Origin of the sequence: Haloferula sp. (assembly GCF_049672945.1) — a bacterium.
GTDB lineage: Bacteria > Verrucomicrobiota > Verrucomicrobiia > Verrucomicrobiales > Akkermansiaceae > Haloferula.
Genome location: NZ_JBATWY010000220.1, coordinates 1 through 21,850, shown reverse-complemented (window position 1 = coordinate 21,850; position 21,850 = coordinate 1). Strand labels below are relative to the sequence as shown.

Annotated in this window: 19 protein-coding genes, 1 tRNA gene and 1 pseudogene; 13 read left to right on the top strand and 8 right to left on the bottom strand. The window is 59.2% G+C overall.

The genetic code is table 11. The features are described 5' to 3' along the window. Positions 1-228 precede the first annotated feature (228 nt). Positions 229-624: a DUF3147 family protein gene (locus WBG04_RS19360; RefSeq protein WP_424316364.1), complete on the bottom strand. Its 396-nt coding sequence runs from the start codon at positions 622-624 to the stop codon at positions 229-231. 43 nt (positions 625-667) lie between these two features. Here WBG04_RS19360 and WBG04_RS19355 point away from each other — a divergent pair, with 43 nt between their 5' ends. Then, positions 668-1,486, top strand: a complete 819-nt coding sequence (locus WBG04_RS19355) for a hypothetical protein (protein WP_424316363.1) — start codon at positions 668-670, stop codon at positions 1,484-1,486. 123 nt (positions 1,487-1,609) lie between these two features. On the opposite strand, the gene mgtE is transcribed toward WBG04_RS19355, so the two are convergent. Beyond that, complete coding sequence (gene mgtE / locus WBG04_RS19350; RefSeq protein ID WP_424316362.1) at positions 1,610-3,004, bottom strand: magnesium transporter; 1,395 nt, start codon at positions 3,002-3,004, stop codon at positions 1,610-1,612. 191 nt (positions 3,005-3,195) lie between these two features. Here mgtE and WBG04_RS19345 point away from each other — a divergent pair, with 191 nt between their 5' ends. The 5 genes from WBG04_RS19345 to ndk all read left to right on the top strand — a co-directional run bounded on the left by WBG04_RS19345 (position 3,196) and on the right by ndk (position 7,258). Continuing rightward, complete coding sequence (locus WBG04_RS19345; protein ID WP_424316361.1) at positions 3,196-3,861, top strand: paraquat-inducible protein A; 666 nt, start codon at positions 3,196-3,198, stop codon at positions 3,859-3,861. Then, positions 3,858-4,487 (top strand): paraquat-inducible protein A, encoded by a 630-nt coding sequence (locus WBG04_RS19340; protein WP_424316359.1) that lies wholly within the window; start codon positions 3,858-3,860, stop codon positions 4,485-4,487. Before WBG04_RS19345 ends, WBG04_RS19340 begins: the two co-directional genes overlap by 4 nt. Then, complete coding sequence (gene pqiB / locus WBG04_RS19335; RefSeq protein WP_424316358.1) at positions 4,484-6,130, top strand: intermembrane transport protein PqiB; 1,647 nt, start codon at positions 4,484-4,486, stop codon at positions 6,128-6,130. Before WBG04_RS19340 ends, pqiB begins: the two co-directional genes overlap by 4 nt. A gap of 21 nt (positions 6,131-6,151) precedes the next feature. Beyond that, entirely contained in the window at positions 6,152-6,721 is a 570-nt protein-coding gene (locus WBG04_RS19330) for a PqiC family protein (RefSeq protein ID WP_424316357.1), read from the top strand. A gap of 105 nt (positions 6,722-6,826) precedes the next feature. Then, positions 6,827-7,258 carry a nucleoside-diphosphate kinase gene (gene ndk, locus WBG04_RS19325; protein ID WP_424316356.1) on the top strand — a complete coding sequence of 144 codons (432 nt, stop codon included), beginning with the start codon at positions 6,827-6,829 and terminating at the stop codon, positions 7,256-7,258. 96 nt (positions 7,259-7,354) lie between these two features. Here ndk and WBG04_RS19320 read toward each other — a convergent pair whose 3' ends face one another. After that, a complete protein-coding gene (locus WBG04_RS19320; RefSeq protein ID WP_424316355.1) occupies positions 7,355-8,284 on the bottom strand; it encodes a bile acid:sodium symporter family protein in 930 nt (309 codons plus the stop codon). Between the two features lie 179 nt (positions 8,285-8,463). Next, a complete protein-coding gene (locus tag WBG04_RS19315) occupies positions 8,464-9,027 on the bottom strand; it encodes a class I SAM-dependent methyltransferase (RefSeq protein WP_424316354.1) in 564 nt (187 codons plus the stop codon). A 137-nt stretch (positions 9,028-9,164) separates the two neighbouring features. Here WBG04_RS19315 and ilvC point away from each other — a divergent pair, with 137 nt between their 5' ends. Beyond that, positions 9,165-10,211, top strand: coding sequence for a ketol-acid reductoisomerase (ilvC, locus tag WBG04_RS19310; protein ID WP_424316353.1), 1,047 nt, complete (start codon positions 9,165-9,167; stop codon positions 10,209-10,211). Between the two features lie 315 nt (positions 10,212-10,526). Continuing rightward, the gene (locus WBG04_RS19305; protein ID WP_424316352.1) at positions 10,527-12,131 is read left to right on the top strand and encodes an MFS transporter; all 1,605 of its coding nucleotides are present in this window, start codon (positions 10,527-10,529) and stop codon (positions 12,129-12,131) included. A gap of 215 nt (positions 12,132-12,346) precedes the next feature. Here WBG04_RS19305 and WBG04_RS19300 read toward each other — a convergent pair whose 3' ends face one another. From WBG04_RS19300 to WBG04_RS19290, 3 genes are read right to left on the bottom strand one after another with little or no spacing between them, the layout of a single operon-like run. Then, a complete protein-coding gene (locus WBG04_RS19300) occupies positions 12,347-14,038 on the bottom strand; it encodes an ABC transporter permease (protein ID WP_424316351.1) in 1,692 nt (563 codons plus the stop codon). Then, positions 14,035-15,498: an ABC transporter substrate-binding protein gene (locus tag WBG04_RS19295; protein WP_424316350.1), complete on the bottom strand. Its 1,464-nt coding sequence runs from the start codon at positions 15,496-15,498 to the stop codon at positions 14,035-14,037. Before WBG04_RS19295 ends, WBG04_RS19300 begins: the two co-directional genes overlap by 4 nt. 3 nt (positions 15,499-15,501) lie before the next feature. Next, positions 15,502-16,569 (bottom strand): ABC transporter ATP-binding protein, encoded by a 1,068-nt coding sequence (locus tag WBG04_RS19290; protein WP_424316349.1) that lies wholly within the window; start codon positions 16,567-16,569, stop codon positions 15,502-15,504. A 136-nt stretch (positions 16,570-16,705) separates the two neighbouring features. Here WBG04_RS19290 and WBG04_RS19285 point away from each other — a divergent pair. The 4 genes from WBG04_RS19285 to WBG04_RS19270 all read left to right on the top strand — a co-directional run bounded on the left by WBG04_RS19285 (position 16,706) and on the right by WBG04_RS19270 (position 20,053). Further along, positions 16,706-16,793: transfer RNA gene (locus WBG04_RS19285), tRNA-Leu, on the top strand. Positions 16,794-17,194: 401 nt separating this feature from the next. Beyond that, positions 17,195-18,253 (top strand): type IV pilus twitching motility protein PilT, encoded by a 1,059-nt coding sequence (locus WBG04_RS19280; RefSeq protein WP_424316348.1) that lies wholly within the window; start codon positions 17,195-17,197, stop codon positions 18,251-18,253. A gap of 22 nt (positions 18,254-18,275) precedes the next feature. Continuing rightward, positions 18,276-19,367, top strand: a complete 1,092-nt coding sequence (locus WBG04_RS19275; protein WP_424316347.1) for a type IV pilus twitching motility protein PilT — start codon at positions 18,276-18,278, stop codon at positions 19,365-19,367. Then, positions 19,367-20,053: a hypothetical protein gene (locus WBG04_RS19270; RefSeq protein ID WP_424316346.1), complete on the top strand. Its 687-nt coding sequence runs from the start codon at positions 19,367-19,369 to the stop codon at positions 20,051-20,053. Before WBG04_RS19275 ends, WBG04_RS19270 begins: the two co-directional genes overlap by 1 nt. A gap of 31 nt (positions 20,054-20,084) precedes the next feature. On the opposite strand, the gene WBG04_RS19265 is transcribed toward WBG04_RS19270, so the two are convergent. Continuing rightward, positions 20,085-20,753: a type II secretion system protein gene (locus tag WBG04_RS19265; protein ID WP_424316345.1), complete on the bottom strand. Its 669-nt coding sequence runs from the start codon at positions 20,751-20,753 to the stop codon at positions 20,085-20,087. A gap of 286 nt (positions 20,754-21,039) precedes the next feature. Between WBG04_RS19265 and WBG04_RS19260 the strand changes: the two are divergent. Next, positions 21,040-21,850 (top strand): annotated as a pseudogene (locus tag WBG04_RS19260) (hypothetical protein); the annotation flags it as partial.

Genomic DNA, 21,850 nt, shown 5'->3' with positions numbered 1-21,850 from the left:
TCTTGGAAACCATATTTACCAAGACCAATGGGTCGGTCACAACTTCCGCCGCATTCTCAACAAGATCGCTTTTCATGGGTGTGCCTGCAAACCGGGAATGAGGCTTCGGCTGCTCGATAGGAATAATATTATCGGGAGTCATGCCGTGCCTTCCGGTCCTCCATGACCGGAGGGCGGGAGAAAACAGAGTTCCAGAACTTTGACAAGGGAAAATTGACTTGTGAGCTCTCAAGGCATCAGATTCGTGCCAAAATGACGCAGAATGACCACGGTGAGCCAGAAGCACCCGACGGTGATCAGGCAGTTGGCACCCAGCGCTGGCCAGAACCCCCAGCCTTGGCGAAGCATCCACGGCAGAATCAAAAACATCGGCAAAGTCGGCAGCACGAACCAGAAAGTCGCCTCGGCATGGCCGGCGATCCGCTCCGGCTCATCGGGGCGCTCCGCTCGCATCCAGACCATCGCCACGATCGAGGTCAGCGGCAGCGCGATCAGCAAGGCCGAGAGCTTGTCGCTGAAAATCTGGATCTTGGTCACCACCATGATGATCACGGCCGTGATCACGACCTTCACCACATCCTGTGCTGAAAAACTGAATATCTCTTTCCAAGGAATCTTGCTCATGGTCCTGCTTGCGAGCCTACACGTCAGGCGATAAACCTCTTTCATGCAAGCACGCTGCCTCGCCGCCCTCCTTCTGCTCTCGGTTGCCTCCTGCGGCCCCGCCGCCCCTGGCGGGACATCGGGCTCCCCGAGCGCTGCCTCGAACCTGACCGCCGCTCAGAAGTCGGCGATCGGTAAAAAGATCTGGCAAAATGAATGCGGCGGCACGGTCGACGGCCTCACCACCTGGAATGCGGGCGAAGAGTTTCCCTCGATGGGCATCGGCCACTTCATCTGGTATCCCGCCGGCTTCAATGGCCGCTTTGAGGAAAGTTTTCCTCAGTTCATCGCCTTTGCCCGCCAGCGGGGATCTCAGCCGCCCGCCGTCGCCCTGCAACGCCACTCACCCTGGACCAGCAAGGCCCAGTTCCAGTCCGCTTTCCGAGGTCCGGAAATGAGCAGCCTGCGCAGCTGGCTCGCCAACACTGTGCCGCTCCAAACCGACTTCATCATCGCACGCTCACGTGGCGCCCTGCCGAAGATCCTCGCCGCCGCCCCTGCCTCGGATCGCGGACGCATTCAAAACAACTACAACAAGGTCGCCTCGACACCGAACGGCACCTACGCGCTGATCGACTACGTGAACTTCAAAGGCGAAGGAACTTCCGCCGCCGAACGCTACAACGGCCAGGGCTGGGGACTGCTTCAAGTGCTTGGCAACATGAAGGATGTTCCCGCAGGGCAACCCGCCGCCGCCGAATTCGCCGCCAGCGCCAAGCGCATGCTCGGCCGCCGCATCGACAACTCCCCGCCGGCACGCGGCGAATCCCGCTGGCGCGAAGGCTGGTTCAACCGCTGCAACACCTACGCAAGGCCTCTCTGAGGCCGAATTTCCAATAGCGATCCGCAAAACGGGGAGCGTGGGCGTCCCGCCCGCTTATCAACCCCGTCCCGAGAGCGAAGCAAAGCGGGCGAGACGCCGACGCTCCCCTCTCCAGACACTACCTCACACCCCTGCCAACTGACTCAGCGCTGCCGAGGCAAAAGTCAGCACAAGGAAGAAGCCGCACATGTCCGTGCAGGTCGTCAGGATCGGACCACTGGCCAGGGCCGGGTCGACCTTCATCCGCTTGAGGAACAGCGGCACCATGCCTCCGAGAAGTACGGAAAGCATCGTATTTAACATCAATGCCGAGGCGACCACCACTCCGAGCATGATGTTTCCCTTCCAAAGGGCGGCGATCGATCCCAGCACGCAGCCAAGCACGAATCCGTTGATCATTCCCACCGCCCCCTCCTTTAGAACGATCCGCCAGTAGTCGGTCTGACGCAGAAGACCCAGGGTCAACTCACGGATACTCACGGCAACCGCCTGATTTCCGGAACAACCGCTCATGTCCGACACGATCGGCAGGAAGACGGCCAGAGCAATCACTTCACGCAAAGTAGCCTCGTTTGCTGCAATCACACTGGCAGCCATCAAGTTTAGAACAATGTTCGGCCCGAGCCACGCCAGACGTTTCCCGCAACGCTCGAGCAAGGGCATGCTACGGATCTCCTCACCGTTCACGATACCACTCGCCTGCAGGAACATGTCGGCCTGTTCTTCCGCCGACTCGCGGCTCACCGCGTCCTTCGGAATGACGCCGAGCAACTGCCCATTGTCATCGACCACCGGCAGTCCAAAATACTTTTTTTGCTCGAAGAGCTCCACCAGTTCCGGCAGCCCGGTCGAATCCTTGACCGACAGCGGATCGGGAATCATCAGCTCGCTGATCGGCCTGCCGCGGGTCGACAAAACCAGATCCCGAAGACGCAACACTCCCACCAGCTTCGCGTCAGCTTCGACCACGTAAAGATACTGCACATCGCGGTCCGAGTATTCCACCGCGTGCTCACCCAGCTCGGTCAGCACCTCCCTCACGGTCGCAGAAACCGGAAAGGTCACCGCACCACCGTGCATCAGGCTTCCGGCGCTGCCATCCGGGTAAGCCACGTGCTTTTCCAGACTGGTCCGAGTCTCCTCGTCGGCAATCCCCGCAATGATTTCTTCCGCATCGACTTCGTCGAGTTCCCTCAACAGATCGCCGCTTTCCTCGAGCGACATGAAATCGAGGATCGCCGCCGCCTCGGAACTCTCCAATTCCTCGAGAACCTCCACCGCCTGGGCTTCCGCCAGGTGACTGAGCAGCTTCGCCGCGTCTTCAGCCCCGAGAATTCGAATCAGCGTCTCCACTTCGTCGGCCGACAAGCGAGAAACGGCCCATCTCTGATCGTCCCAATCGATCGTCTTGAGCGCCGCCAGCGCCACCGTCCCGTCCTTCTCCACGACGGCGCGCCGCAGAGTCTCGAGAACCTCCACTTTCAATGTCTCATCCTCAATCACTTCGTCCATGTGCATAGTCTTTCAGATTACCGGCCTCGATCCGACCGTCGAATTTTCCATAGTGCCTATCCGGATTCACCTTAGGCGGCTTTCCAAGCAAATCCCAAACAGCACCGTCGTCGCAGCATTCCGCGCACCCTTCTGCCCACTCTTTAAAGCTTTGCCTTGTTTCCTGCCGAAACGATAAGATCCTTCCGGGCGTATCCATGGAATTCAAACGTCAGCACCACGGCCTGTCATGGCCACGGCCCGACGGTTCGGATCAAGTGGCCTGTCACTCATGCGACACCTTGCAAAATGCCCCACCCGTTGTTGAGGGCGAAGCCGCCCACTGCGGCCAATGCGGAGAATTGCTTTACCAGAACCGCCCTCGTTCGCTCGCTCGTGCTACCGCTTACTCGTCCGCTGCCCTGATCCTCATGGTACTGGTTCACGGCTTTCCCTTCCTTACCATGGCGACCACGGGGATCCACACTGAGCTTACCTTGATGCAATCCGTGCACGCCCTGGCCAAGGACCGCAGTCCGATCCTCAGCATGGCCGTGGTGTTTTTTACCATCGTCGCCCCATTGGGTCTCGCGCTCAGCCTTTGTTACGTCGCTGCCCCCCTTCGGCACGGCCGTGTGCTTCCCGGTGCCGTGACCCTCACCCGCTGGCTACAGTTCTTCCAACCATGGAGCATGCTCGAAGTGTTCCTGCTCGGACTTGTGGTCAGCCTGCTGAAGCTCGGCCACATCGCCGAGATCAAGTTCGGCATTGGGCTCTGGGCCCTTTCCGCCCTCGTCATCTGCCTCGCCGCCGCCCTTTCCGGGATCGACCGCCTCGAGCTCTGGGATCGCATCGAAGTCGCCCTCAAGAAAAGGAAATCATGAACCCACCGCGCGCCGCCGATCTCGGGCTTGCCTGCTGCCACACCTGCGGCAAGCTCAGCCCCGTGGCAAAGGGCCATTGCCCACGTTGCCACAGTCCGCTCCACCTGCGGAAGCCCAACAGCCTCAACCGCACCTGGGCCCTGCTGATCGGTTCGGCCGCACTCTACGTTCCCGCCATGGTCCTCCCCATCATGAATGTCGAAGGTCTCGGTGCCGGTGCAGCAGGAGGATCCGGCAGCACCATCGTCGGCGGCGTCATCACCTTCTGGAATAGCGGTTCCTACCCCGTGGCGATCATCATCTTTACCGCCTCCGTCGTGATCCCCATCCTCAAGGTCGCCGCGCTCGTCTGGCTCTGCCTCGCCGCCTCAGGCAAGGCCCCGGCCTCTCCCAAAAACCATGGAAAACTCTACCGCCTCACCGAAATTCTCGGCCGCTGGTCAATGGTCGATGTTTTCGTCGTGGCGATTCTCGTCACCGTGGTCCAGCTCGGAGCCCTGATGACGATAAAACCAGGCCCGGCTGCACTTTCCTTTGCAGGCGTCGTCATCCTGACCATGCTCGCTGCCATGAGCTTTGATCCCCGTCTGCTTTGGGACCGACGATTCTCCCAATCCGCATCATGAGTGAAGTCACCACCGAAGTCCAAGCCTCCATCCGTCGACGCCGCCGATGGAGCAGCGTCTGGGTCGTTCCCGCCGTCGCCCTCGCACTCGCCGCCTGGCTGGTTTGGAAAAACTATGCCGACAAAGGCCCACTCGTCACCGTCAACTTTGAAACGGCCGACAGCATCAAGGCGGGCGAAACCGAGGTCCGCTGCCGCTCGGTCCGCGTCGGTGTGGTCGAGAAAGTCTCCCTCGCCGAAGACATCGGATCGGTCAATGTGAAGCTCCGTTTCGAACCCACTGCGGAAGACCTCCTGCGAAAAAACTCCCGCTTCTGGGTCGTTCGCCCAAGGGTTTCCACCAGCGATATTTCCGGACTCGGCACCATCCTCACCGGTGCCTACATCGAACTCGAACCAGGCAACGGCCCTAATGGAAGTTCTCATTATGTCGGCCTCGAAGAACCCCCGGTGACCGCTGCCAACGTGCCCGGATTGCGACTCACCCTCGTCGCCGATGAAGCGGGTTCGCTCGGAGTTGGCGCACCGATCTACTACCGCGGTTTCGAAGTCGGAAAAGTCGAGCGCCGCACGCTCGACAACGACGCCCGAAGGATTCGCTATGAAGTCTTCATCGAAGAACTCTACGCGGAACAGGTGCACACCGGCACCCGCTTCTGGAATAACAGCGGCATCGATGTCAGCGCCGGTGCCGACGGCTTCAAACTCCGCACCCCCTCGCTCCAGGCGATGATCACCGGCGGTGCATCATTCTCCGTTCCCAAAGGCGTCATCGTCGGAGAGCCCGCCGAAGACGGATCGGTCTTCACCCTCTTCGAGGATGAATCCGCCGCTCGCGACGCCTCCTTCGACGTCGATCAGAAAGCCCTGCTGTTCTTCGACAGCACCGTGCGCGGACTCAATCGCGGGGCTCCCGTCGAGTTCCGTGGCATCCCGATTGGTCGCGTCGTCGAGATCTCGTTCAAGCATTCGCCTCCGGGAGATTCCCGCGTGCCCGTGGTGATCGAGTTCGACACCAACACCCTGCGGCGGGCCACGGAGAATCAATCCGATGGCACTCTGCTGCTGTCCGAAGCCGTGCGCAAAGGACTTCGCGCCAAGCTCGGCACCGCCTCATTGCTGACTGGTGCCATGTTCATCGACATCGACTTCGTTCCGGACGCCGCTCCCGCCACGCTCGGCAAGATCGGAGACTATGATGTGATCCCCACCCAGTCATCGGGATTCGCCCAGGTCGAAGCCAAGCTCAACGCCCTCCTCGCCAAGATCCAGGCCCTGCCGCTCGACGATACCTTGGCCAAGTTCGGAAACGCCGCAGACGAGACCGCTAAAACCGTCGCCGAAGCCCGCACCACCATGGCCTCGATTGAATCCACCCTGGATGAAATGAAGAAGCTGCTGGGTTCCGATGAAACCCAAAACGTGACCACGGAACTCAATGAAACACTCGTCGAACTCAGAACTTCCGTGGAATCGCTGGGACCGACGGGGGCCATGCAGGGTGATCTACGCCGCACCCTCGACGAACTCCGCTCCGCCCTTCGCTCCTTCGACCAACTGACCAACACGATCGACGACAAACCCAACTCCCTGCTTTTCGGACGCGACTCTTCCGGAGACCCCATCCCCCGCGCCAAACGCTGACCGTTCCACCTCCAATCTCGAATGCCCCGATTAACCTCTCTCATCAAACTTGGAGTCCTCGCCGCGCTCGCGCTTCAGTTGAATTCCTGCGCGCCATCCAAGTCCTACTATCTTCTCACGCCGGAAGGCCCGGCACCTTCGGGTGGAGGCCAAGGGATCGGAGTCGGACCGGTTTCCATCGCCGCCTATCTCGACCGACCCAATCTCGTCTTTCGCGAAGGCAGCAACCGCTTCGCCATCGCTGAATCCCATCGCTGGGCAGGCGATCTGGAAGATAATGTCTCATCAGTCCTCGCCGCCAACCTCGGCCGTCGACTCAGCACCGGCAATGTCCGCACCTACCCCTGGGCCGATGACAGCGGCCTTCGCTACCAGATCAGTGTCGACATCCGCCAACTCCACGGCACGGCCGATGGCGACGCCTTCATCGAAGCCGCCTGGCGTGTCTACTCATTGCCTGATCGACGCATGGTCAGTTCCAAATCGTGGTCCGGCACCGAAGCCCTTCAAGCCGACGGTTACGACGAACTCGCCGCCGCCGAGTCGCGACTCCTCGCCCGCCTCGCCGCCGAAATCGCCTCATCCCTCTAGCAGACCCATCCCCAAGGATTCGAAGTGTCGCACCGGCAACCCGTCCTCTCCCTGTGTTCCGCCAAAAGTCTTGCCTAATCCGCCCCTCCGACCTACCTCCGCACCATGTCAACTGAGACCACCCTCATTCTCTTCAAGCCTGACGCCGTCTCCCAAGGCCTCGTCGGCACCGTCCTCGCCCGCTATGAAAAGGCTGGCTTCAAGATCCGTGGCATGAAGCTGATGGAACTCAGCGACGAGCTGCTTGCCGAGCACTACTCGCACATCGCCGACAAGCCCTTCTTCCCTTCCGTGCGTGGTTTCATGCAGGAAACTCCGGTTGTCGCCCTCGCCCTCCAAGGCGAAAATGTCATCACACGCGTCCGCGACCTGCTGGGCCCGACCGACTCCAAGGAAGCGGCTGCCGGCACCATCCGCGGCGACTTCGGCGACAAGGGTGAAGACGCCAAAATGCGCAACATCTGCCACGCATCGGACAGCCCCGAAGCCGCCGCCGATGAACTCAAGCGCTTCTTCAACGAAGGCGAGATCATCTAACAGGGAAAAGGACTTTGTAAGTCCTTTCGCCTCACCCCACACGGCCTCTTCCCAACGGAAGCGGCCGTTTTTATTTCAAATTTCAAATTTCAAATTTCAGCTTTCCAGCTTTTCATCTTTCCCCCTCCCCCACCAAGCCGCCAGCACGCTTCCGATCAAACAGTGATACACCGCGGAGATCGCCGCTGGCACCGGTGCCACGGCATACTGCGAAAAGTGTTCCTTCGCCAGCGCAGCACCCAACCCGCTGTTCTGCATTCCCACCTCGATCGATACGGTCCGACGGAACGCCTCCTCTTTCCCCGCAAACTTCATCAAGAAGTATCCCAAGCCAAAGCCGAGCAAATGCAGCAGCAGAACCGATACGAACAAGGCGCCTGCCACCTCTGAAATCGCCTCCCGATTGGCGCCCACAATGAAGCCGACGATCAACACGATGATCCACACGCTCAGCACCGGCCCGAGCGCTCCCACCCAGCGACGGATCGGCTCCGGATGTTTCAAACGATCCAGCAAGGTGTTGACCACGATCCCCACCACCAGCGGCAGCAACACGATCTGAACCATCGACAGAAACAAGCCCCAGGCATCGACCTTCAGGATGCTCCCGGCCAGGAACTTCGTCAGCAGCGGCGTCATCACCACCGCCGCGAAGGTCGAAGTCATTGTCATCAGAACACTCAACGGCACGTTTGCCCGAGCCAGGTAACAGATCACGTTCGAAGCCGTCCCACCCGGACAGCACGAAACGAGGATCAATCCGATCGCCAGACCCGGCTCCAGCCCGAATCCCTTCGCAATGGCCCAACCGCACGCCGGCATCACCGTGAACTGAGCCAGCACTCCCAAGCCCACGCTACCCGGCTGCCGCAGCACGGATCGAAAATCCCGAACCCGCAGCGTCAGGCCCATTCCCAGCATGATCACCCCAAGACCCGGCTTGATCAGTGGACCCACCCATGCCCAGTCCGCCGGCCTGAACCACGCCCACACGCATCCAAGAATCACCCACAGTGGAAAAGCCACCGCAATCCATCGACAGATCCGAATCACTCCCAAGGAGCCAATATGGAGAGAAGCATGGCAAGCCCTTCTTCCATCCTCCTCATTCTCAATCCTCGTCGTCGTCGTCCTCGTCCTCGAAAAAAGCACTCGAGAACGAGTACGAGTACGAGAACGAGAACGAGGACGAGAACGAGCCCACTCTACAACTTCCTCACCACCACCAGAAACGGTGCCTTCTCCTTAACCGCTTCGCCTATCTCCAGTTCAAAACGAACACCGCCCTCGTCCCGGATCTTCTTCAAACCCGCCACCACCGCTGCCGCTTCCTCCTCACCCCCCGGATGCCCGGTATAGCAGACAATCGTCATCACCCCTTCCGACCTCAAGGCGAACAAGGCCTGCACCACGGCTTTGACCGTCTCCCCCACCTCAGTGATCACCGCATGATCCGCCCCGGGCAGATAGCCCAGGTTGAACATCACCGCAGACGCCCGACCCCGGCCCGCACGCTCCAGCAGTTTCCCGTGCGATTCGTGCCGCATCTCAACCCGCCCCGAAAGACCCGCCGCATCGACCCTCTCGCGTGTCGCCGCGATCGCCGCCTGCTGCACATCAAAGGCGAGCACCTTTCCGGAATCCCCCACCAACCCGGCCAAAAACAGCGTATCGTGCCCGTTCCCAGCGGTCGCATCCACCACCAGATCGCCGGCCTTCACCACCTCGGAAACCACCCGGTGGGCCGCCGCTGTCGGTCTCTCAATCATCACTCCGGCACACTCCTCCATTCCGCCCAATCAGGAAACTGGAAACTTGACACTTGAAACTCGCCGCAATTTCTCCAGCTTTCGCGCCCCGTCGCGCCAAAACGCTGCGGCAACACGAATAAATTATCCAGACCATCATGGCCGCGAAGATCTACACCAACAAGGACGCCACTTTGGCGATACTTAAAAAGAAAACCCTCGCCGTTATCGGCTTCGGTTCCCAAGGACACGCCCACGCCCTCAACTTGAAGGACAGCGGCATGAATGTCATCATCGGCCTCTACGCCAAATCCAAGTCGCGCGAAGTCGCCAAGAAGCTCGGCTTCAAGGTCATGGACACCGCCGATGCCGTGAAAGCTGCCGACGTCATCTTCGTCGCCGTGCCCGACACCAAGATCGCGGCCGTCTACAACAAGGACATCGCGCCTCACCTCACCAAGGGCAAGACCCTGCTCTTCTCGCATGGCTTCGCCGTCCACTTCAAAACCATCACCACCCCTGACGACGTCAACGTCATCATGGTCGCGCCAAAAGGCCCTGGTCACACCGTCCGCTCGCAGTTCGTCGACGGGAAAGGTGTTCCCGGCCTCATCGCCGTGCACAACGACGCCGATGGCAAAGCCAAGAAAATCGCCCTCGCATGGGCACGCGGCGTCGGCTGCACCCGTGCCGGTGTCTTCGAAACCGACTTCAAGGAAGAGACCGTCACCGATCTCTTCGGTGAGCAGGTCGTCCTTTGCGGTGGTGCCTCCGCCCTCGTCAAGGCAGGCTTCGAAACCCTCGTCGAAGCCGGCTATCAACCAGAGATGGCGTACTTCGAGTGCCTCCACGAACTGAAGCTCATCGTCGATCTCATGAACGAAGCTGGCATCGCCGGCATGCGTTTCTCGATCTCCGAAACCGCCGAGTGGGGCGATGTCTCCGTCGGACCGAAGATCATCGATGCCTCCGTCAAGAAGCGCATGGTCAAGCAGCTCAAGGAAATCGAATCCGGCAAATTCGCCAAAGAGTGGATCGCCGAGGCCGACGGGGGGTGCAAGACCTTCAACAAGATCCGCAAGGAAGAAGCCAAGCACCAGATCGAGAAGGTCGGTGAGCGCCTTCGTTCGACCATGAGCTGGATCAAGCAGAAGAAAATGGCCAAGGGCGCCGCCCAGGCCAGCTACGTCTCTGCTTCGAAATAAGGGAACGAGGGCATCCTGCCCGCTTCCCTTTCTCACTCTCAGAGCCCGGTCCTCCCCATGAGGTCCGGGCTTTTTTCTTCGAGACCGGGGACATTCGAGTCCTTCGGCATCCCTTTCGAAAACCAGTCCCCTCCTTCAGTTCGTCGAGCCTGCATCGAGTCCGAGCCATCCGAAAATTGCTGCTAGAAACCAAAGCTCATCCCCGTAGCAAGCTCGCAAGTCGCAAGTCGCAGGTCGCAAATCATCACTGCCACGACGTTTGCTTGTCACCCACTCAACAGCCCTCTAAGAACCACGGCTACACCAAACCAACCCATGAGTACTACCGCCAATCAGAAACTCGTATTTTGGGGATGCTTCGTCGCCCTCGTTACGACGTCCTTCGCATTCATCAGTCGAGCCTTCCTTGTCAACGACCCCTCTCTCTGGCCAGCTGAGTTCGGGCTGAACCAAGTGCAGGCTCAGGAACTCTTCGGAGCCGGTATCTGGCCATTCGCCATCTCGATCATTCTTTTCAGTCTCATCATCGACAAGATTGGCTACCGGGCGGCGATGTTCTTCAGCTTCATTTGCTACATTGGTTACGCCTTCCTCGCCCTGAAGGCCTACGGCATCGTCAATCCGGGTGGAGAAGCCCTGGCCGGCGATGAGCTCCTCGCCGCCCAGGCTCTGGCGCTCAAATATCTCACCGCAGGTTCGATCATTCTTGGCCTGGGTAACGGTACCGTCGAAGCCTTCATCAATCCGATCGTCGCAACCATTTTCAACAAGGAGAAAACGAAGTGGCTGAATATTCTCCACGCCGGTTGGCCGGGAGGTCTCGTCATTGGTGGCATCCTCACCATGGCTCTGGGAGCCAGGGCTGCCGAAGACTGGCGTGTGCTGGTTTACATCATCGCGATTCCCGCCGTCATCTACCTGATCATGCTCATCAAGGCCAAGTTCCCGGTCAACGAGCGTGTCGCTTCCGGTGTGACCTATCGTGAGATGCTCGCTGAATTCGGCATCATTGGAGCAGCCATCGCCTCGTTCCTCGTCTTCAAGCAACTCGGCATGGTCTTCGGTTGGAGCACCACGGTCACTTGGGTGATCATTATCGCAGCGGTCGCCGCCTACGGTGCCTACTGCCGCTCGCTTGGTCGTCCGATGATGATCCTGCTCTGCCTGATCATGATGCCTCTCGCCACCACGGAACTCGGCACCGACGCAGCGATTACCGGCATCATGGAGGAGCCGCTCAAAGCCGCCGGCAAGCACCCGCTGCTGGTCCTGGTTTACACTTCCGCACTGATGATGATCCTGAGGTTCTTCGCCGGAGCCATTGTCCATCGCATCAACCCGATCGGCTTGCTCATCGTCTGTGCTGTGCTGGCAATCGCCGGACTGTTCGCACTCTCCGTCGCCTCCGGCCTGGTCGCCATCTTTGCAGCTGCCACCCTCTACGGAGTTGGAAAGACATTCTTCTGGCCCACCACCCTCGGTGTCGTTGCCGAGCAGTTTCCGAAAGGTGGCGCCGTGACACTTAACTCCATTGCCGGAATCGGCATGCTGACCGTCGGTATCCTTGGCGGCCCGCTGATCGGCGCGATGCAGGAAAAATCAGCTCAAACCGCCATCGAGGAAAAACTTCCCGGCACCTACGAACAAGTGTCAACGGAGAGCACCTACTTCCTCGGCAACTATGACGCTGTGGACGAAGGAAAGGTCGCCGAACTCGAGCCAGCGAAACAGGATGAGGTCCATGAAACCGTCAAGAGCGCCAAACAGGGCTCTCTTGCGAAGATCACGATCTTCCCAATCATCATGCTCATCGCCTACATCGGTCTGGCGCTCTACTTCAAGGCACGTGGCGGCTACAAGCCCGTCGAACTCTCCGGTGCCGAAGCCGCAGGTGGGGTCGAAGGAGCGACTGATTTGTAACTCCGCCACCTCTCCAGCTTGACCCATTCAAAAGCGCGTTCCCCTTCGGGAGCGCGCTTTTTTCGTTTCCATCAGCGGGAGGCTCTGCAGGTTCGAGTCCCCAATCTTCGGGATCCCCCACCGACACTTCAATCAACCTAAGCTCTCGACCTGAGGAAAATTCAAGCTTCTGAGCGAACGCAGAATCGCGCGACTCCCCCGTCCTGAAATCTCTCTCACATCTTGAATAGACCGCCCTTTTTCCCACCGATTCCAGCCGCCCCTGCAATCGCAATCCCAAGGAAGACCATGGCCCAGACACCGAGTGCCGCCGCCAATTCGTGACCGTTGCCGAGCGTGCTCAGCAAGGTGTAGATGGCCTTGGTGATGGGATAGTGCCTCGCCTGCTGCGCGAGGATCAGACTATCGCTCACTTCCAGCATCGCAAAGGCGAAGGCAAGGATTGCCCCGGCCGCGACGTTGGCACCAATCAAAGGTATCGAAATCCGACGCAAAGTCCGCCAGGGACCCGCTCCGAGAGAACGGGCCGCCTCCTCCATCGCCGGATTGCTCTGCTGCAAGCCCGCCACCGCAGCACGAACGACATACGGCAATCGCCGTACTGCATAGGCCACGATCAGCAGCATCGCCGGACTCCCGCCAGCACCGATCAGGAAATGCAAAGGCTGACCTTCCCGTGAAAGGGCCAGATAGCCGAAGGCCATCACGAGGCCCGGCACCGCCAGCGGCAGCATCACCAGCGCGTCAAGCAAGCCACGCCCCCGGATATCACTCCTCACCACCACCCAGGCAATCGCCAGCCCGACAATGACCGCGATCAAGGTCGCGACCGAGGCGTAAATCAGGCTGTTCTCGATCGATGGCACCACCAGGGGATCCCCGAGCGCTTCGGTGAAATGACTCATCGTCAGGTGAAGGGGCGCCACGCTGTCATACCAGTCTTCGGAAAGGGAAAGCAGCACCACTCCGAGGTGGGGAATCGAGGCAATCACAAACACCCCGGCAAAAATCAGCGCGGCACCGAGGGACTTCAGACCGCGAAGCTTGATCTCGGAATCACGACCCTTCGGGCGTGGCTGGGCGGTCGAACGATTCCGTCCGAAGACGAACTTCGTCAGTCCGAAAACCAGCGATGAAATCACCAGAATCACCGCCACCAGTGCATACGGCGCCGGGTTTCCGCCGAGATCCTTGATGCCGTCGAACACCTGGACCGGCGCGACACGGCTGTAGTTGAACACCAGCGGCACACCCAGTTCCGTGAACGACCAGATGAAGACAATCGATCCACCGGCAAAGATCCCGGGCATCGCCAGAGGCAGGGTGATTCGGAACAAACGACGGCGTGGCGAACAGCCGAGATTCTCCGCCGCCTGCTCCATCGCTGGATCCAGATTGGCCAGCGAGGCCACGATGTTCATGTAAAGGATCGGATAGAGATGGAGGGCATTCATCACCACGATCCCCCAGAAGCGACCTTTCGCCAACCAGTCGACACGGCCCGTTGGCTCCATCAGACCGAGGTCAATCATTACCGCATTGAGCGAACCCGTGACACCGAGAATATGGATCACCCCAATCGCACCGACGAATGGCGGAAGTACGAGGGGAATGAGAATCAGAATACCCAGTGCCTTTCTTCCAAAGAAATCATAGCGGTGAGAAATCATGGCCAGCGGAAAGGCGATCACGAAGGATGCCAGGGTGCTCACAACCCCGAGCATCAGCGCATTCCTCAAGCCCTCGACATAAACCGGATTACGAAAGACCTCGTAGACGAAGTCCAGCGTCAGTCCATCCTTGCTCTGGAATGCCTCCTTCACCACCGACAAGGCCGGATAGATGAAAAAGAACAGGAAAAGCAAGCTGATCACAGTGGTTACGATGATCGCATGATTCCGTTTCATGGCTGATCTCCTTTCCCTTCCGCAGCGCGACGGTAGTTGTTGCGAAACTGCTTCGAAATCCTGGTCAGTGTCCGGGTCAAATCGATGGGATCCCCGCTCTCCACCAACGGCACCAACTCGTTCATCACGTACTCGTAGTTAACGGCGGAAACATCATAGAAAAGCGACAGGTCACCCTCGCCCTCCACCGCCAACTTATTCCAGGCCATCTTGAGTTCCACATAGGGATCCATGCACATCGCACGGAAGATCAAGCGCAGGGTATCGAAGGCCTCAACCGTCAGGTCAGGCTGGTAAACGAACTGCCCGGTCCGCTCATAAGGCAAGGCGTCGGGATCCGTGAAGTCCTCCATCCACTTCGCCGTGTAAAAACTCCGACGCACGGGAAGTCGCCGCAGGGCCCGGTCTTTTGGCCCACCGGGCGATCCTGGCTTCTTGTTCCACAGCAACTGACCCTGGTCGCTCAGGCAGAAAACCACGAACTCCTGAGCAATTTCCATATGGGGTGCTCCCCGAAAAATGGCGATCGAATCCACGTTCAGCGAAGTGCCACCCTGCGGCGAAATCCAGCGCACTCGGCTCCTCCCTTTTTCGTCACGCACCGCATCCTCGAAAGAACGACCATAGAAATCGATGCAGGTCCCGGCAGCCGAATTGCCCATCGCCACGTCATGCGGAATCTTACTTGCCGAATCGGTAAAATAGCGGGCGTTCGCCGCCAATTTCTGAAGCAGGTTCATCCCCCGGCTCCACCCTTCAGCCCGCGTCTCCGGCGAGTCCCCTTTTTCGCGGATCACTTCCTGCATCTGCTCCTGCACAAGCATTTCGAATGCCTTGGTCACCGAGCTGCTCTTGGTGGGATCAGCGAGCGCCAATTTACCAAAATAACTGGGCGAACCCAAGTCACTCCACTTCTGCGGTGGCTCTTCGCCCATCCACTCAAGCACGTCGCTATTGTAAACGATGCCGAACTGGGAGAGACAGACCCCCACCCAGCGACGATCTTCATCGTAGTACGTTTCCCCCGAAAAACCAGCGGGCAACTCGTCGTCGCCAAACCACTCGGGATGGCGGTCGAAGACTTCGATCTTTGCCAGATGACCGCGCGATGCCTGTTTGATGAAGTCCCTCGTTCCACCGCCGAAAAAGAGATCCAGCTCGGTGCCTTCCTTACCCAATTCCTCGGCCGCGGCAAATGATCCATCGATGACTTTCAGGATATCGCCACCACCTCCCGGAGCGCGCCAATCGATGTAGATCGTGCGCCCGGTCTTGTTCATCCAATACTCCGCGAAGGCCTCGCCGAACTCATTCCGGATCGAGTCATTGTGCGGCGTGATGATGACCAGGCGGTCCTGGCTATCGCTGGCCTCCGCCACCTGCGTGTCGCGACGCAGCACCAGAGGTGCCGCAACGACAATCGCCAGCACAATCAATACGGGAAGAACTCGCTTCAGCATGGCTCAGTCTTTCAATACGATGACATCCGAATGGCGGGCATGAAGCCGGACCTGATTCTCCCCCGTTTCGTGAATCCGATGCGGGTTGAGTTCGACGACGTGTTGATTCCCGGCCGGCGTACTCAAGTCATACTGAATGCACTGCCCGAGGTAGCTCCGATCGACGATGGTCCCCTCAATCGGATTCTCTCCAATCGCCGTATCGATCGTCCAAGCTTCCGGCCTGACGGACAGGGTCACCTGATCTCCAATGGCTGGCGTCCAATTCGCATCGGTGCACCTCCCAACCAAGGGCCCTGCCGCAGTCTCGGCCTTGACGAAACCATCGCGGATATCCAGCACCTTTCCCTTGATCAAATTCGTTTCGCCGATGAATCCCGCAACGTAAGACGAGTGCGGATCACGGTAGACTTCCTCGGGCCGTCCGAGTTGCTCGATGCGGCCTGCCTTCATGATCGCCATTCGATCCGCCATCGCCAGCGCCTCTTCCTGATCGTGGGTCACGTAGATCGCCGTCAGCCCCCCCTCCTTGACGATCCGACGAATCTCCCGGCGCATCTCGATCCTCAGCTTGGCATCGAGGTTTGAAAGCGGTTCGTCCAGCAACAGACACTTCGGCCGAACCACCAGCGCCCGGGCCAAGGCAACCCGCTGCTGCTGCCCACCGGACAACTGATCGATCCCGCGATCGCCCATGCCGCTGAGATGGACCAATTCGAGAGCCTCACCGACTCGTCGCTGGATCTCGGACTTGGAGACCTTCCTTTCTTCGAGGCCGAAGGCGACGTTCCGCTCGACGTTCAAATGCGGCCACAGCGCGTAGCTCTGGAAAACCATCGCTGCTTCCCTTTTGTGAGGTGGCAGCGAGGTGACCTCCTTCTCCCCGAAAAGAATTCGGCCGGAAGTCGGCGTTTCCAGCCCCGCGATGCACCGCAGCAGCGTCGTTTTCCCGCAACCGGAAGCCCCCAGAAGGAAAAACAGCTCCCCCGCCTCCACCTCCACGCTCACTCCATCGAGCGCGGTGACAGTTCCGAACTTCTTGATAATGTTGTCGGCTCGTATCGGTTCCATGAGAAGCGCGCCCATGCTCCCTGCCAGAGTCGGTCTGGCAAGTCTTGATGCGAAATGAAAGATTTCGAATTCAAACAAAGATTCTCTTGCCATCACCCGGCAGCGTCCCTAAATCCGCGCCCACCAATCACTCAAAGCTCAGGTGGCGGAATTGGTAGACGCGCTAGACTAAGGATCTAGTGGGCATTGCGCCCGTGCAGGTTCGATTCCTGTCCTGAGTACCACTTTCAGATTAGACCAGCCTCGACGGTTCAGACCGCCGGGGCTTTTCTTTGCACCAATAGGTGAAGGACAGGAAGCGAACCCAGGCGGAGGGGCCTCGCAGAGGGTCCCGGAGCATCCTGGTTTGAATGCATCGAAGCGAACCAAAGTGAGCGACAAGCCGGTCAGGCCCAGCCTGCAAGCTCGCATGGACGGAGCGCAGCGGAGTCATTCCTGTCCTGATTACCACTTTCAAAAAACCCATTTGACCCCGGTAGCTTCAAGCTTCCGGGGTTTTTCTTTCCCCAGAGAAACCCAAACCCAAATCGTTTCAGCTCAGAATTTTCTCCGCGTCCACTTTCCACGTCACCTCCAACCTTCTCCCTTTCCGCCGGGGTCAAAACCGCTAGCTTTCCGACCAGCCGTGACACCCGCCCTCCTCGATTTGCTTTCCACCGCCTTCAGCGGAGGTGCCAGCGACGTCTTTCTCGTCGAAGGCGACCGCCCGCGGGTGCGAAGCAATGGCGAGGTCATCGTCGCCCATGGCGAAGCACTCGACCACGAATCCATCGCCGAAATCTGGCGCACCTGCGGACTCGAACCCGAAAGCCAGAACGACGGCGATGCCAGCTTCGAGGTTGAAGGCGTGGGCCGACTTCGCCTCAATGCCTACCGCACTCTCGGCCGCCTGGCGCTGGTGCTGCGCCCGATCAAAGAAGTCGCCCCATCCTTCGAGGAACTTGGCTTGCCGGGTGAGATCCTCACCTCCTGGTTGGAACGACGCTCCGGCCTCATTCTTTTCAGCGGCCCGACTGGATCCGGCAAGTCCACATCAGTCGCCGCCTGCCTCGATTGGATCAACCACCACCACTCGCGACACATCGTCACGATCGAAGATCCCATCGAATACCTGTTCCACAACGAGCAGTCCTATTTTTCCCAGCGCGAGGTGAATCATGATACCGGCGACTTCGAGATCGCGCTCAGGCAGGCTCTTCGCCAAAACCCCGACGTCATCTTCTTCGGTGAAATCCGCGACGCGGAATCCGCCCTCTCCGCGCTGCGAGCCTCGGAGACCGGACATCTGGTCATCTCCACCCTCCACGGTTCCGGCGTCGCCGGAGTTTCCACCTCCCTCGAACGCATCGCCCGCCTGATCACCACTCACACCTCCAGCACCGCCAGCCTGCTTTCCCAGCAACTCATCGGTGTCATGTCCCAGCAACTACTACCCCGCATCAACGGCGGGCAGGTCGCGGTTCTCGAGTATTTCCAGAATGCTTCGATCACCCGCAAATGGATCGCCGAAGGATCCTTCGACGAGCTGCGCGACCACGTCACCTCCTCCTCCAACGACAACGCCTGCTCCTTCATCCGCTACCTCGTCGCCGCCGTCGAACAGAACATCATTGATCCCGAGACCGCTCGATCCGCCTGCGATCGCCCTCAGGATCTCGACCGTGCCCTGCGTGGTATTTCCTGATCCAATCCACCCACGAACCACTGTGAGCCAAGCACGAGAAATCACCGACTACCTCCGTCAAGCCGTCGAACTCGGCGGCTCCGATCTCCACCTCTCCGGCTGGGCGCCTCCTGCGGCCCGCGTCTCAGGAAATCTGGTGCCGCTCGAAGACTTCAACCTCGACCCCAAGACCGTCAAGGGCCTGATCGATGACACCCTGAGCGAGACCCAGCGCTCCAGCCTCGAGGAGAATTGGGAACTCGACTACGCCCTCCACTTGGAAGGGGTCGGCCGATTCCGCGGCAATGTGCACGTCGTCCGCGGCAGCCATGAGGCGGCCTTCCGGCACATTCCCGACGAAATACCGGAGCTCGACAATCTCGGGCATCACTCCGTCGTCGCCGACCTCTGCAACCTGCGCCGCGGACTGGTTCTCGTCACCGGCATCACCGGATCAGGCAAAACCACCAGTCTCGCCGCCATGATCCGCCGGATTTCGGAGACCCGCTCCGGGGTGATCGTGACCATTGAAGACCCCATCGAGTTCGTCTTCTCGCACAGCAGCTGCCTGATCAAGCAGCGCGAAGTCGGCCACGACACCCGAGGCTTCCCCATCGCCCTGCGCCAAGCGCTCCGCCAGGACCCCGACGTCATCGTCGTCTCCGAGCTGCGCGATCTGGAAACCATCCGCATCGCCCTCACCGCCGCGGAAACCGGGCACCTGGTGCTCGCCACCCTTCATACCCTCGACGCTCCCCAGTCCGTCGACCGCCTCGTCGATGTCTTCCCGGCCGACCAGCAGGCACAAATCATCACTCAACTCGCCAGCGTGATCGAAGGCATCGTTTCCCAGCGTCTGATCTCGCGTGCCGATGGCAATGGCCGCGTGCTCGCTTCCGAGGTCCTTCGGGCAAATCACGGGATCCGCGCCTGCATTCGCGAGAAAAAGTTCGAGCAACTCGTCGGGCTCATGGAGATCGGTTACCAGGACGGCAACCGAACCATCGACCAATCGATTGCCGCCCTCCTCGAACAAGGCTACATCACTCGCGAAGAAGCCCTCTTCCATGCTCGTGAGCGACGGACCTTTGAAGTCACTGAAGAACCCAAGAAAACCAAATCGATCTGGACCTGATGGACACCCGTATCACTGATATTCTCCGCTACTCGATCCTGTTGATCGCCCTGCTGGTTGGCTCCCTTTTTGTTCACAAACACTACCGCCGCTATGTGGTGAAGAAAGAGATCGTCGCCGAACTCCAGGGGGCCACCTCCGATTCCTCCTTCTACCGTCAATTCGAAGCGGAAGACGCGGAGGCAACCCTGCTCCGCAGCATCGCCCTGATGTACAGAGCCGATCAACTCGGGCTGACCCCCACCGATCTCTTTGACCGCGTGTTCCAATACGATCAGATGGACTCCTTCGGCGAAACGCGCACTCGCGACTACCCCGTGAAGGAAAAACTCGTCCGCAACACCCTGACCAGCGCCTACGAAGCCGCCAAACGACTGGAGCTTCTCGACCCCGTATTGATCGTAGACCTTGAAGACGGCCGGATGCCCATCACCTTGAGCGGCTCCCCCATCATCCTTCCATTGATTGATCCTGAAATCTCACCCGGCATGGAGAAGATCATCCCCAATCTCGAAATCCTCCCCTCGGACCGTGCCGGCACCAAGCGCCAGTTGACTGCAATTGAAACCGCCGCCGCTCGAAGCCTCGCGAAAGATCTGGAGTCCGCCGGTCTGATCGAAGGCACCGTGGCCGACCGAATCATCGATCACTACCAGACTCCCACCAAGGAAGCCGAGAAAGAGTAATCGATAGCCGCGCTCCAAGCCTTCACAAGGGCTACCAAAACGCCACGTCGTCGGACTGCGAAAGGGACTCATCCTTCATACCATCCTTCCCGTAGGACCAAAATGCGTAGCGCTCAAAACGAGGTTTCTTATCAGTCCATTCACCCAAGCCGTAGGTATCGAGCCTGCGTTCGTCCGGTGGACTCCCAAGTGCATGAGAATTGATCGCAATGACAACCTCAAATCCCCACGGATCATAGAGCCGCCCGTCTTCGCCAACCCCGTTCTTCATTTCCTTTGAAAACGGAAACCGAAGGTACTGGTTGCCCTTCGGATTCAGCTGCTTGGCTCGAAAAATTTCACCGTTGTCCATTCTGAAATCGGAAGCCCCATCCCCGGAAAGTGCACCGATGATCGCCTCGTTCCCATAGTTGCGCTTCGGTTGCGGCGGGTCCCCATAAATCGTATCCCACCCAGGTTCCTTGTCTCGATTGATGCCCGGAGCCTTGCCGCCTGGAATCGGCGCGCGCCCGTAGTCCGCAATATAGCCCTCCAACCCTGCACCCAGATCGCGCATTTGCTGAATCGCCGCCATCTTCTCTGCCCGATTGATGGCCCGTTTTGAAAACAAAAACACGGCCGACGCCAATACGGTAATGATCACAACCACCACCATCAGTTCGACCAGGGTGAAACCTGATCCTATTCTTGGATTTTTCATGGGTTTTTGAATGATTCTCCAGACCCGATCCATTCAGCGGCACCGTCCATCTCAGATTCTGGAGCGGTCCCGCCAAACAGATCTCAACATGTCAATGGCCGAGCTTCGGGAGAGGTTTACAAGTTCTCCCCAGCCACAAGAATTTTCCCCATTCCTCCTAAGAAATGGCGAATTCGCACGTTTGCCGCAGTGGGTTAACGAGATGGGGACTGTTTTTCGACTGGTCAACGCTCCCACCCGATCTACCTTTTCCAAATCGAATCCACTTCCCCTTTTCATCTGACTCATGAGTCTCCACGCCCAACTTAGCCCGGAAGCTCAGGCACGCCTGAACGCCCAGCGCCGCAATTCCACGATTTCATCAATCGTCGTTTCCTTCCTCGTGCTCGTCCTGCTGGGACTCATTCTCGCCTTCATTTTCCTCGATCCCTTCCTCAAGGAGACCCCCGTCATCGTCAGCTACTCCGCCACCGTCAATGACGAGGACCAGATCGAGCAGAAGAAGATGACCAACAGCGTCGAACGCAAACCTTCCGCCCCCTCCTCTTCGATGGCCAAGGTCATCGCCGCGAACATAAGTTCGCCCACAGCCGTCCCGGTTCCCGATGTCGACATCCCGGAACCCTCAACCGACTTCGGTGACGGAGATGACTTCGGTGACGGATGGGGCTCCGGTGGCGACGGCGGCGGCGGTGGTGGATTCGGCGCCATCCCCTCCACCATGAGTAAGCGTTGCTCGCCAGAGGACCGCATGGCCCGACTCCTCGAAAGCGGTGGCACCGAGCAGTGCGAAGTGGCCGTCGTCAAAGGACTCGACTGGCTCCAGAAGACCCAGAACCCGGACGGCAGTTGGACAGGCGACAAGAGAGCCGCCATGACCGGCCTGGCTCTTCTTGCCTACCTCGGACACTGCGAAACTCCACTCTCGGAGAAGTACGGCGAAACCGTATTGAAAGCCATCACCTATCTCGTCGACATGGGCGTCAAAAAGAAGGGTCGGTTGGTCGATGGCAATGAACCCAATCCGATGCCGTACGAACATGGCATCGCCACCTATGCCTTGGGGGAAGCTACCACCTTCTGCAAACAACTTGGCC